Consider the following 12571-nt stretch of genomic DNA (forward strand, 5'->3'; position numbering starts at 1 on the left):
GCTGTCCATGACCGGCAGCGGTTCACGTCGGCCATCCCGTGAACGCCGAATGCCGGTCACACCGGCTGGTTGCGTTGTCCGTTGAATCGCGCGATAACCGGTGCGTGGTCTGGTACGACGGTCTGCTTTCGGCTGCGGGTGGAGGCGCCGATGGAGGTGATGTCGTCGACGAGGGAGTCGATGGTGATCAGCTGGAGTTGGAGGTCGCGGGTTGCCAGGATGTGGTCGATGAGCTCGCCGTTGCCTTGGTAGATGCGGGAGTATGCGCGGGCTGGGGGGAGGCGTCGTCCGAGGTTGTACAGCCGGACAGCGTCGCCTTTGTCGGGGCGGTTGACGTCTCCGTCGGCTGGGCCTTCGAGCAGGACGGTGGTGATGGCGTCCGGGCCGTCGTTGAGGTCGCCGCAGAGGATGGTCGGCATGCCCGGTTGACCGTTCACGGCGGCTGCGGCGAGGGCCTTGTTGAGGTGTACGCGCAGGGCGACGGCTTCGGCGGTGCGCCGCAGGAGGGCGTAGCCGGCGCCACGAGCGCGCTCGTCCTCGTTGAGGGGGTAGCGTCGCCCGCCCGGGTAGGTGAGCAGTTTGCTTTTCAGGTGCGCGGTCAGCAGGCGCAGCCCTACGCCGCCGCAGTCGACGTGTACCTGAAGCGCTCCGCGGCCCATGTGGGTCAGGGTGTCGCCGTCGACGTCGGGGACCGCGGGCAATCCGGAGGGCGGCAGCGCGAGGATCTGCGCTTCCTCGGTGAGGGGATGCCGGGCGAGGACGGCGACGCGGATGCCGCGGCTGTCCGGGTGGGAGGACACGACGGCCTGCCAGGGCTCACCGAGGGCAGCTTGCAGGTCCTGCGCGGCCCGGAGGCTGCCGATCTCTTGGAGGGCGACGACGTCGGCGCCGGTGCCGACGATCAGGCCGGCGAGGTAGGTGAGCTTCGCGGTGTAGGTGTCGGCCGCCGCCGTGTCGGTGTCCTCGGGTGGGAACAGGTTCTCGACGTTCCATGTCATGACGATCAGGTTGTTGGCCACCGTCGCTCCCGGAATTGCAGGTGTAGTGCCAGCCTGAGAGTCGCACTCTAGGACGTCGGATTGTCGCTGATCGGCGGTTCGTCGCCATCTCGACAGGCGCGATCGGCGGCGAGGCAGCGGACCGGCGAGTTCGCCCGGGGCCGGTGGTGCGGACAGGCAACGGCTGTGATCAGTGTTCGCGGGAGCCTTCCCCACTCTTCACAATGGTGACCATCGATCGACATGATGAGGCGAGATGGTCGCTGTCCACGACGGATGCCCGAGGAGGCCCTCATGCGACTCACCCGACGACTCACTACATCTGCGGTGGCGCGGCGTGCCCTGACCGGCGCGGCGGCCGTGATGGTCGCCAGCGCCGGCCTGGTCGCCGTCGACGCCGCGGTGGCTTCGGCGACACCTCCCGGTATTCCGTCCAAGGCGAGCGCCCAGTCGCAGCTCAACGCTCTGACGGTCAAGAGCGAGGGGTCGACCAGTGGGTACTCCCGGGATCTGTTCCCGCACTGGATCACCATCAGCGGCGCCTGCAACACCCGCGAGACGGTCCTCAAGCGCGACGGCACGTCCGTGGTCACCGACAGCAACTGCGCGGCGACCTCGGGCCGCTGGTATAGCCCGTACGACGGCGCGACCTGGACGGCGGCCTCCGACGTCGACATCGATCATGTCGTGCCCCTCGCCGAGGCGTGGCGCTCGGGCGCCAGCGGCTGGACGACTAGCCGGCGGCAGAGCTTCGCCAACGACCTCAGCCGCCCGCAGTTGATCGCCGTCACCGATAACGTCAACCAGGCCAAGGGTGACCAGGATCCCTCCACCTGGCAGCCGCCCTTGTCGTCGTACCGGTGCACCTACAGCAAGATGTGGATCACCGTGAAGTACAACTGGGGGCTGAGCCTGCAGTCGTCGGAAAAGTCCGCCCTGCAGAGCATGCTGAACACCTGCAGCTCCTGAAGCCCCAAGGAGTCCGCGCGCTCACAGCCCCACACGTCGTCGCCGGGCGGGCTACGACTGAAAGCAAGTGCGGGCTTCCGAAGCAAGGAAGCAGATGACCGGATGCCAGTAACGCGGTCAACGGGCGGCAAGCTCAACCCCCGGGCTTGCCGCTTCTCACGCCGCCGCTGCCAGCTGCGACGACAACGGCGGTGGACCGAACCATATGACGACGCCATCCGGACGGCTGAGTGGCTGCCGGTCGATAGCGTCGGATCTATGGGGACGAGAGGGCGTGACCCGGCGGGGATCTAGGGGAGGGGCGTATGGAACCGTGGACCTTGGCGCAGGTGGATCAGTGGCTTGACTGGGTGCACGGCCGCCACGACGAGTTCGACTACCGCTACATCTACTTCGCGTACCTGGCGGCTCGTGTGCCTGATCCGCGTCACGACGAGATCACCCTGACTGTTGAGCCCGACGGTGGTGTCGTGTTGCAAGCGGGCAACGACGACCGCGGACTGCGGCTGGCGAACGACGACGAGCGGACCCAGTTCGTCGATCACCTGCAGCGGCGGTACTGCCGAGACCGGTACCCGAGCATGCGCGAATGGGAGCAAGCCCGGCATGCGGACTTCGTTGATGAAGCCCAGTGGCGTTACGGACGGTAATACGCGTTCCATATCCGACCAGCGCGGGTCGGCGGTGGGGATGCCGCCGCAACTCCTGTGACGTTGCGGTGCGCGCCTGCAGCACGCTTGCAGGCCAAGTAGTCGGCAAACCGGCCGCATGAGCCGAGCGGCGAGTATGTCGAAGCGAGGGCTACCGGGTTTTCCCGCGGCCGGTACCCCCGCCCGCCGCGGCCAAATCGGCCATGACCAGAGCGATCGCTATCGCCTGCAGACAGGCGCCCCGCCGTAACCCATGCCGCTTAGCGCGTCTTCCTGGTCGCTCGCTTGCGGGGCGGCGTCAACAGCTCGGCGATCGCCGCGATCGCGGACGGCACCAGGCGGTAATAGGCCCAGACCCCACGCTTCTCCCGCTCGAGCAGCCCAGCCTCAGTGAGGATCCGAAGGTGATGACTGACTGTCGGCTGGGAGAGGCCGAGCGGCGCGGTGAGGTCACTGACGGACGCCTCGCCCTCAGGAGCGGCCTGAATCAAACTGAGCAGTCGCAGCCGAGCCGGGTCGGCAACGGCCTTCAACACTCCCGCGAGCCGTTCGGCATCGGCACGCTTGATCGGCTCGCCGGCAAGCGGCGAGACAGCAGGAGCAGCGGCCTTCGTGGTTCCCACGACATGCATCTTTGCACCAACAGCATCAACAGAGTGGCGGAACCCAGTACCAGACTTGAGGTCATGGCCGGCGATGAGACCGTCGAGCTGGTCGAAAGCGGCCCGGTCGCGTCCGTGCGGTCGCCGGCTTACGCTTTGTCGAGCGGCGCCGGGAAAGTCCGCCTGGTGCGGCCGGGCCGTGATGACTCCGAACCGGAGTCCGAGCCCTGAAGGCTGCCGCGGCATCAGATTCGGCCGGAGGTTGCCGTCGTGCCGTAGCTGAGCAGGGGCGCCCGGGCGACGCCGTGGCCGTCTTCGACGAGACTGGCTCGCCGGCCGCAGCCGCGGGCGCCGACGGTATAACGTCATTCACAGGCTTCGCTAGCGGTAAAACGATCGTGACAAGGATGCGACTGAGCGCGACGATGCACGCGCTTACAATGTCTGCCGCAGTCGCCTGATGGAGGGCCGATGGAGACGAACGCCGCCGAGCTGGCTGGTGCAGTTGAAGATCTTTCCGGTGACGAGCTCGTATACGTCTTTCAACACTTGATCGAAGGCCTAGACGACTCCGACGCAGACCCGGTAGTCGACGTGGAGGCCATCGAGGAACGCTTTCAAGCTGACGTTGCGCTGCTGACCGAGCTGAGCGGCGGCTTGGGCATCGACGTCGACTCCGATCCGTCGACGACACCGCACGAGGTGCTTCTGGCCGCCGTCGCCACATCGCCCGAGGTTCGAACACACGTCGTCCGAGCGGTCGCGAACGTGCGCAGCCGTTCCACGCTTCCGGTTGATGCCGGCGATATCTCGCTCGTAATATTGGCGACCGCGGCGGCCTTAGCGATCATCCGTCCGAAGATCGTGAAGAAGGAGAAGAGCGACACCTTCGCAAAGAGCAAAGAGTTCAGCTTCGAGGTGCAGGGAATAAAGAGCGTCGAATCGCTCGTACGCGCACTACTGGGCTACGTCCGCAGCCGCGACCTCGGATCCTGAATGCAGCTTCATGGGCCGTACGGGGGCGGGACGGATGACCGACGCTGCTTCGTCCTGGACTGCTCACCATCTCTGGCCGATTCGCCGCAAGCTGCAACCCTCCTCGTCGCGATCATTGCCGCCGAGGCGCCCAGCGAACGACGCCAAGAGACAATCGCGCGCGAGGCCGCGAACCTTACGATCCGGCCGCAGCGGTTCGCGCAGAGAGCGCAGGTTTTCCTCTACTGCGGCGACCGTGAAGGCTCCAGGTATGACCTTCGCCTGCGGCCCTACTGGACACCGGACCCGGTTGATGTGTTTCGTTTGGCGTCGGACGCTCTGGAGTCGGCGGCCAGCCGGGTCGAGCGGCTGGGGCATTTCCGTTTCGGTGTCCTTGATGGCCGGGTGCAGGTCATCGCGTGGCGAGGTCGGTTCGCGGGAGCTACATCTGCCATCTACGAGATCGGACAGGACGGAGACCTCGACAGCAGCCCCGACGCCGAGGAGTTCTACTTCTACCTCCTGATGGCACACATCGCTGCCGTCCACCGCGACTGGGAGCGGATCACTACATGGCTCATCATAAATCGTGCGCACGTCGGCGAGCCACTGCTCCTCGACATCAGGGCCGTTGACGTTCCAGCCGACGTTGACCCGCGCCGGTTGGCCGAGGCGTTAGTCAAGCAAGAGTCGTTCGTCGTCGAGAAGGACGGGACGAGGTACTTCACGGCGGGAGACGGGGACGGCGTCGCGCTGGCGGCGGTGACCCTTCCAAATAGCGCCGAGCCGCCCTTGATGGCCAGCTTTCCCGCGGGACAGCCTGTCCACTCTGAGATGACAACGGATCTTGCGGCGCTGAGGGATCTTCACGCGCGGTCGTATCTTCCCGCCGTCGAGCAATGCGCTGCCGAAGGTGACTGGGAGGCCGCGTACGGGTACTACTTGAACCACCTGCGCCTCACGAAGTTCGCTGCCGGAGAGCCGTTGGCGACGACGGTGTCCGACGCCTTTCTTCCTCGCGATCCCAAGCGGGCCGTGGAATACGGCTTGACCCTGGCCAACCTGCTGCTTCGTCGCGGTGCGGCTGACTATGCCGAGGGCATCGCGGCGTCGGCATCGGAGTTCGCCAGATCGTGGGGCCACGACGCCCTCGCAGTGGAGCTGCTGGCCTCGGCCGGAATGTCGGCGACGACGCTTGGCCGTTTCCGAGAGGCACAAGATCACCTCGAACGCGCCCTCAGGATCGCCGGGTCAACCGCTGGCCTTGGTCCCCGCATACGAGCCGGCCTCCATTGGCATCTGGCCAAGTGCCTCCTTTGGAGGCACATGGGCTTGGAAGCGGCAGGCCGGACGAAGGTACCGCCAATTCTGCAAGCTGACCTAGCGGCAGCTGAAGCGGCGCTCGCCGAGGCCGACCGCTTGTACGAACAGGAGGGGGCCGAGGATCTGCCCATCGCCGCACTGATCATCGCCATTTATCGGACGCGAATCGACGACCTTCGCGGCGAGCATGTGCAGGCCCTTGCAGACATTCGCGACCTTCTCGCTCGATCCTACGTTCGGCAAGACGTGCGGCTTCGCTCGGCCGCAATGATCTTCGAGACCTTAGCGCTATTGAAGTTGCATCGGGCGAACCGGAGCTGGTCGGCGCAGTACGGGTCCGCCCTCAAACGGTTCGTCATCGCGGCGGCCGATGGCCCCCATGACGCTGCCATCGAGGCGCCCTGGCTCGCGGTCGGGCTTACCCTTGCGGCTGAGGAGCTGATCGCCCAGGGCGAGAGCGAGGCTGCTGTGGTAATGAGCGGTTACGCATACTCGATTCAACAGGCGGTAGCCTCGCAGCAAGTCCGTTCGCCCGGACCGGGACAGGGAGAAGAAGGCTGGCTCGGTATCCCCATGCTGGACCGTCTCAACGCAGCGCTGCACCTCCATGCAGTCGGTCCTGGTGGCAGCCGCACGCTCGTGGCCGCTCTTGTGGAGCGGGAAGCGGCGAAGAGCCGGTGGTTCCAACGTGACTTCGGCATGAGGAGATTCGCCTCAGGTCACACACCTACGGTATTGAAGGAGCTGGAAAAGGGCCTCCGTCGAGCGTATACGGGCAACACGCTCGATACCAGAGAGCTCTACGCATCGATTCGTCTTCTTCAGCATCAAGAGGGGCTGTCGCCGCAATCCGGCGGCAACGATCAAGGAAAGTCCTTCAATCCGGAGGCGCTCACCCGCCTCCCAATCAAGACTGCATTCGTCAGCCTATATGCCGATCGTGAACAGACGTACGTCTCCGTGATCCGCGGCCGACGCGAACCCGAGGTCATTGGGACCTCAATCGAGTTTTCCCGCGAGCGCCTGCAGTGCCTTGCCGCGTGTCTGCAAACCCATCTGTCGGGCACTGGGTTGTACCCGCCGATCGACCCGAAAGACCCCTGGCGGCGGCACGACCGTTACCTGGCAGAGCTGGATCACCTTCAGCAGCTGGTCCGGCCCCTCGCCGAGGTGCTGCGCGACATGGATCTGGTCGTGTTGTCGCCACACTCGTACTGGCACAACATCCCCATCCACGCGTTGCTCGCCACGCACCTGAGCGAGCTCGATGTTCTTCCCGGCATCACCCACGTTCCCAGTCTCAACATGCTTTCGGCACTGCACGAGGCGTCCGCAATCTCGGAGGCCGACATCGTCAACGCGGCCGTGTTCACTGCACCCGGGCTGCGCGACAACGCCGACCTGTTTGCCCGCTGCCATGAACGAGTGGTGCGTTCACTGATTGGAGCGGGGCTGCCGACGCAGGAGGCCATCGGTCCTGACGCCACCGAGGCTGCATTCACGCGCCAGCACCACACCGCAAGCCTGCAACATGTGATCGCGCACGGCTACTTCAACGCCGGCAGCCAGGTCATGCGCTCTGGATTACTCCTAGGGACCGGGGAAGGCTTTCTCGCCGCGCCAAATGGTCAACGACCCCTAGCAACCGCGTGGCAAATGGCCAACATCACTTCGGGGGTCAAACACCTCACGCTGCAGGCCTGCTCGCTCGGTCGGTCGATAGTTGCCTCCGCAGATGAGCAGTGGGGGGTGAGCCGCGGCGCTCTCGCGGCAGGCATCCCCAGCATCCTGGCTCCCATGTGGAACGTCGACCTACTGTCCTCATCTTTTACCAGTGAGTGCTTCTACGACTACTGGCAGGGAAGATCGATGCCCAAATGGACAGCGCTGACGATGGCGCAGCGAGACACCTCGGCCGCTGCCCCATCATGGTCTCACCCGTACCATTGGGCGGCCTTCAAACTCATCGGGCTGTAGCACAAGATCCCGGCCGCATCCGGGTGCCGCCACCACCCCAGTCTCAGTGGCTCATGCGGACGGCAGTCCTGGCTACGTCCAGGGGACGTCGACTGTGGTGTCTTTTACGGTACCCAGGCTACGCCGTGCGACTTGGCCAGGCCTTCTCGCTGAGTATCTGTGGTGCACCGGTGTGCACCACACATAGACCGAAAAAGCCGCATCTCGTCGGGATGGCGGCAGTCGATGCCCCCTCAGCATCGCTCGGCGCGGCAGGGCATTGATCGAGCCCTCCACCCTGCGATAGTTGCGCGCCGAACCGGCCGGCGGAACTGGACGGGCTGCGGTCCGGCGTTTGGGAAACTCGCTCGGGCCGAGTCGTCGAGATCAACTATGCTCCCCGGATCTATCATGGACTCCGGATCGCGCCGAACCGCGGGATGGGGTAGCACGGCCAGCCGAGTAACGGCATGGCGGCCCTGCCGGCAGTTGCGGCGGCAAGACGCCAGTGCTCGGCGACAAGTTTGCCAGCGCTCATCTCCGATGGGCGCCCGGATAGTAGATGTCTATCTTCCGTCAGGTGGTTGCACTCGGTAGTTGCCTACGTGCATCCTGTGGGGCTGGGCGAGCCCGAGGAGGCACAGTGTCGGACCCCGTGTCCCCGACGAGTCCTACCGTCAAACGACTGACCCAAGGCCTTGTGACACACCTGCTCACGCAGGTCAAGAGCAGTGAACGACTGGATTGCAACCCCATCGACGACTCCAAGGCCTACTGGTTCCGCAGACCGCCTGGAGAAAAGGTGCCCGCTCGCGGGCGGGTGGTCCTGCAGGTCACGTACCCACCACCCCCCGAACCACCCGAACCACCAAGAATGCTCCGGCCCCTGCTGGACAACACGGAGTATGGCAATCCGGACGGCCCGCCACCCCAGCTCGATCTCTCCCCGACAGGTTCGGTCGCTGACGGCGCCGTCTCCGATTCCACCAGGCAGTCATACGAGGCGTGGCTCGCCAGGTGGACGAAGTGGGCCGAGCACGAACGCAGCATGAAGGAGGAGCGCGCGACCTACACCCACCTGGAGAGACTGCAGCGACTGTCCCAGCAACGTGGCGATGCAGAGGAGCTTGTGCTGGGTGTCGGCCTCCTTACCTCCAGCGCCGCCGGCCATTGGGCCATTCGCCGGCACCTTCTGGTCTGGAACGTGGCCATCGTTGAGGACCAAGCCACCGACAGCCTGCAGGTCGTCTTGCCCCTTGATCAGCGCATGAAGATCGAGGATCAGGACTTCCTCACGCCTCAGGACGGATTTCGCCACAAACGCTTTGCATCGCCCTGGTTCGGGCCGGAAGATCAGTTACACCCCTTTGCGCCAGAGGTTGTGCGCCTCTTGCAGTTGTGGCGGCGTCGTTGCTGGGAACGCACCCTGCACCTTGCTGAAGAACGGTGGGAACCCCCGGTCCACGATGAAGCAGACACAACGCGGCTGACCCTCGCTCCAGCTCTGTTCCTCCGTCGTCGGGACCGCAAGGGATTAGAGCGCGTCTACCGGACTATCGCCGACAGCCTCGAGGCCATAGACGCTCCTACCCCTCTCAGCCTGGCGCAACTGGTGACCCCGATCGAGGCTACGCAGCGCCGCAACTGGCTCAAGGACGCAGGCCCTGACCGCCTGGTCAACAGCGACGATCCGCTATTCCCGCTCCCCAGCAACCGGGAGCAGCGCCGGGTACTGGCCAAGCTCAGCGACGACACGACCGTCGTCGTGCAGGGCCCACCAGGCACGGGCAAGACCCATACGATCGCCAATCTCATTTGTGCGCTGCTCGCCGAGGGCCAGAGGCTGCTCATCACGAGCCAGAAGGATCAAGCGCTACGCGTGCTTCGCAAGAAGCTTCCGGAGTCGGTCAGGCAACTGTGTGTACTGATGACGGGCATGCAGCGAACCGGCACAGACGAACTCGACCGCAGCATCACCGCCCTGTCGGAGCTGTCCTCCACGGTCACCGTCGACGAGCTGCGAGAAGACATCACCCGACTTCGGGGACAGCGGGTAGATCTCCAGGCCCGGCTCGAGCGAGCTATGCGTGAGCTGGGCGTAGTTCGCGAACAGGAGTACACGACGCACCCGCCGATCGCCGATGGCTACGGTGGCACCCTGGCGCAGATCGTCGAACAACTCCGCGCCGGCCGCGAGCGGCACTGCTGGATCGAACCCCTGCCCGCAGACGCCTCCAGTGACCCGCCCCTGCTCAACGACCAAGCCCAAGAGCTGTGGCGGCTCCTCACCACTGCCACACCACAACGCGCCGCACGAGCCAAGCAACTCATCCCCGACTCCGACGAGATCCCCCTCGCCGCGGACGTCGCCGCGATAACCGACACCATCGCTGACGCCGAACGGATCCTCGGCTCCGACCACACCACCACCGCATGGTCACTGACTACCCTTGATGACCCCTCCCTTACTGAGATCCAACGCCACGTCGCGGTTGCCGCCGACGCTCTGGCGACCTGCGGCCTGCCCGATGCCATCAGCGACTGGGACCCTGCAGACTGGCGGCGCGGTGCCGCCGAGGCGCTCCTGGCACGGCGAAGCCCTGCCTACTGGGAGGCCCTATTCGCCGAATTGCGAGAAGCAGAGCCCCACGTACGTGCCCTGACAGCGCTGAGCGACTGCGAGATCGACCTGGGCACCACGCCCCTGACCACAGCCCATCTCAGCCGCCTCTCTGGCCAAGCCAAGCGTCTACGCAAACATCTGGCCACTGGCCGACGCCTGCGCCGCTACCTGCCTCCACGGGCCCAGCTCGACGCCACCGACCTGCTGCAGAACTGCACGGTAGACGGGGCCCCGCCCGCCACCGCCTCCGAGCTGACCGCGCTGTCCACCTTCCTCCAGGCCGAAACAGCCGTAACCACCGCCCTGGAAGCGTGGGCCCAGGTCGGAGTGCCGACCTTCCACGGGCCGCTTCGCCGTCGAGTGGCGCATCTGCGCGACATCTCGCACAACGCCTCCGCCCTGCGGACACTCGCCGCAGCCCGCGACACCGTCGAACGCCTCCTGCGCAGCCACGGGATCCGCCTCACGGTCCGCAGCCTGGAAGACTGGGACCTCCTCGTCCGCGTCGGCCACAACCGCACCACTATCACCGGGGCGCGGCAGGCATCTGCGGCCATGGCAGACCTCACCAACACCGTGCAGACCTGGTGCCGAAACCCAGACGCCGCCCCCGAAATCGTCGATCTCTCCGCTGCCCTTAGCCGTGGTGACATCGATCGCTACGCAGCAGTTCGGCGACAACTGGATCTGGCCAGGAGCGACAAGGACTCACAGCAGCGCTGCGAACAGCTGCTCCAGAGGCTCTCCACCGCCCACCGCGCACTCGCCGACCAGATCAGCGAGAACCTCGACGATCGCACCTGGGAAAGCCGCCTCAACGATATCGAAGCAGCATGGGCCTGGGGTGTCGCAGCCGCCTTTCACCAGATCATCAGGCAGACAGACACCGAGCAGATCCACGAGCAGCACATCGACGACATAGAACAAGAGCTCAACCGCGTCACCGCAGAGCTAGCCGGCAAACAGGCTCTGCAGCACTGCCTGAAACGCATGACCGAGCAGCAACGCCAGGCGCTCCAGTCCTACAAGACCAACATGGGCGCCTACGGCCGTGGGCAGGGCCGAAGTAAGGACCGGTATCTCACCGCAGCGCTCGACGCGATGAGACACGCTCAACAGGCCGTTCCAGCCTGGGTCATGCCCCTGTCAGCCGTTACCGACACCATCCCACCGCAACCTAACACCTTCGACGTCATCATCGTCGACGAAGCAAGCCAAGCCAGCGTCGACAGCCTATTTCTCCTCTGGCTGGCCCCACGAGTCATCGTCGTCGGCGACGAGAAGCAGTGCGCACCCGGCGCCAACTACCGGAACAACAACGACTCCGAGGCCGTCCAGGACAGCCTGGACGAGCACCTAGCGGATATGCCATTCAACCTCCGCAACGGCTTCCTCCCCAGCTCCAACCTCTACGAACTCCTCGCCTCCCGCTTCTCCGACGTCGTTCGGCTCTCCGAACACTTCAGATGCATGCCCGAGATCATCGGATGGTCCTCCGCGCAGTTCTACGACAACAGGCTCATCCCGCTCCGCCAGTTCGGGGCCGACCGCCTTGACCCCCTCAGAGTGGTGCAGGTCGACGACGCAGTGGAGGAAGGACAAAGGGCGACCCTGCGTAACCATGTCGAGGCCAACGCCATCATCGATCACGTGCAGAAGATCATCGATGATCCGATGTACCGCAACAAGACCCTCGGCATCATCGCGCTGCAGAGCGGCAAACAGACACAAGTTATTGAAAAGCTGCTCTACGAGCGCATCGACCCGGCCGACATACGCCACCGACAAATTCGAGTCGGCCAACCGCCCGACTTCCAAGGCGATGAACGCGACGTCATCCTGCTGTCCATGGTCGTAACGAAGGCCAAGAAGGCCCTCACCGGCCGCACCGAGCAACGTCGGTACAACGTCGCCGCCAGCCGCGCCCGTGACCAACTCTGGCTGTTCACCTCCGTGCCGCCAGCGAGCCTGAACCCCGCCGATCTTCGCCACTCCTTGCTCACCTACATGCTCCACCCTCCGGCAACCCTCACCATCGACCCCGACCTCGACGACGTCGCGCCCGACAGCCGGACCGACCCCTTCACGTGCCTACTGCAGCAACGCGTCTTCCTGGAGCTGCGGCGCCGCGGCTACGCCGCAGTCCCGCACTACCCAGTCGACCGCCGAACCATCGATCTCGTGGTCGTCGGCGACAACGGCCGGCTCGCCATCGAGTGCGATACACCGTCGCGGAACCGACAACCCGACCAGGCACAACAGGAGCTACACCGCGAGCGGGAGCTACGCCGAGCTGGCTGGCAGTTCATTCGCATCCGAGACAGTGAATACCTCCACGACCCCATTGCCGCCCTCGAACCACTCTGGCAGCAACTGCAGCAACGAGGGATTGAACCTCGATCACTGCCCGCCCCACCGCGTCAGCAGCCACGTTGGAGACCTACAGCCCTGTCCGACGACGAAGACGACCTCTAG

The 12571-nt window shown here is 65.1% G+C and carries 8 protein-coding genes; 6 read left to right on the top strand and 2 right to left on the bottom strand.

What is annotated here, in order from left to right:
• Positions 1-56 precede the first annotated feature (56 nt).
• Complete coding sequence (locus tag OC439_RS13670; protein WP_262013717.1) at positions 57-1019, bottom strand: endonuclease/exonuclease/phosphatase family protein; 963 nt, start codon at positions 1017-1019, stop codon at positions 57-59.
• 273 nt (positions 1020-1292) lie between these two features.
• On the opposite strand from OC439_RS13670, the gene OC439_RS13675 reads away from it, so the two are divergent.
• A complete protein-coding gene (locus tag OC439_RS13675; protein WP_262013718.1) occupies positions 1293-1967 on the top strand; it encodes an HNH endonuclease family protein in 675 nt (224 codons plus the stop codon).
• Positions 1968-2272: 305 nt separating this feature from the next.
• Positions 2273-2617, top strand: a complete 345-nt coding sequence (locus OC439_RS13680) for a hypothetical protein (RefSeq protein WP_262013719.1) — start codon at positions 2273-2275, stop codon at positions 2615-2617.
• A gap of 260 nt (positions 2618-2877) precedes the next feature.
• Here OC439_RS13680 and OC439_RS13685 read toward each other — a convergent pair whose 3' ends face one another.
• The gene (locus OC439_RS13685) at positions 2878-3249 is read right to left on the bottom strand and encodes an ArsR/SmtB family transcription factor (RefSeq protein WP_262013720.1); all 372 of its coding nucleotides are present in this window, start codon (positions 3247-3249) and stop codon (positions 2878-2880) included.
• Between the two features lie 54 nt (positions 3250-3303).
• Between OC439_RS13685 and OC439_RS13690 the strand changes: the two genes are divergently transcribed.
• From OC439_RS13690 to OC439_RS13705, 4 genes are all read left to right on the top strand, one after another.
• Positions 3304-3450: a hypothetical protein gene (locus OC439_RS13690; protein WP_262013721.1), complete on the top strand. Its 147-nt coding sequence runs from the start codon at positions 3304-3306 to the stop codon at positions 3448-3450.
• 240 nt (positions 3451-3690) lie between these two features.
• Positions 3691-4215 (top strand): hypothetical protein, encoded by a 525-nt coding sequence (locus OC439_RS13695; RefSeq protein WP_262013722.1) that lies wholly within the window; start codon positions 3691-3693, stop codon positions 4213-4215.
• On the top strand, positions 4216-7494 hold the full coding sequence (locus tag OC439_RS13700; RefSeq protein WP_262013723.1) for a CHAT domain-containing protein: 3279 nt from the start codon (positions 4216-4218) through the stop codon (positions 7492-7494). It begins immediately after the preceding gene.
• Positions 7495-8521: 1027 nt separating this feature from the next.
• A complete protein-coding gene (locus tag OC439_RS13705) occupies positions 8522-12571 on the top strand; it encodes an AAA domain-containing protein (protein ID WP_262013724.1) in 4050 nt (1349 codons plus the stop codon).

It is taken from the genome of Micromonospora sp. Mcm103 (assembly GCF_024519755.1).
In the GTDB taxonomy this organism is placed as follows: Bacteria; Actinomycetota; Actinomycetes; order Mycobacteriales; family Micromonosporaceae; genus Micromonospora; species Micromonospora aurantiaca.

Coding starts and splice junctions, on each gene's coding strand:
- OC439_RS13675 (WP_262013718.1), top strand. CDS start 1,293: ATGCGACTCACCCGACGACTCACTACATCTGCGGTGGCGCGGCGTGCC.
- OC439_RS13680 (WP_262013719.1), top strand. CDS start 2,273: ATGGAACCGTGGACCTTGGCGCAGGTGGATCAGTGGCTTGACTGGGTG.
- OC439_RS13685 (WP_262013720.1), bottom strand. CDS start 3,249: ATGCATGTCGTGGGAACCACGAAGGCCGCTGCTCCTGCTGTCTCGCCG.
- OC439_RS13690 (WP_262013721.1), top strand. CDS start 3,304: ATGGCCGGCGATGAGACCGTCGAGCTGGTCGAAAGCGGCCCGGTCGCG.
- OC439_RS13695 (WP_262013722.1), top strand. CDS start 3,691: ATGGAGACGAACGCCGCCGAGCTGGCTGGTGCAGTTGAAGATCTTTCC.
- OC439_RS13700 (WP_262013723.1), top strand. CDS start 4,216: ATGCAGCTTCATGGGCCGTACGGGGGCGGGACGGATGACCGACGCTGC.
- OC439_RS13705 (WP_262013724.1), top strand. CDS start 8,522: ATGAAGGAGGAGCGCGCGACCTACACCCACCTGGAGAGACTGCAGCGA.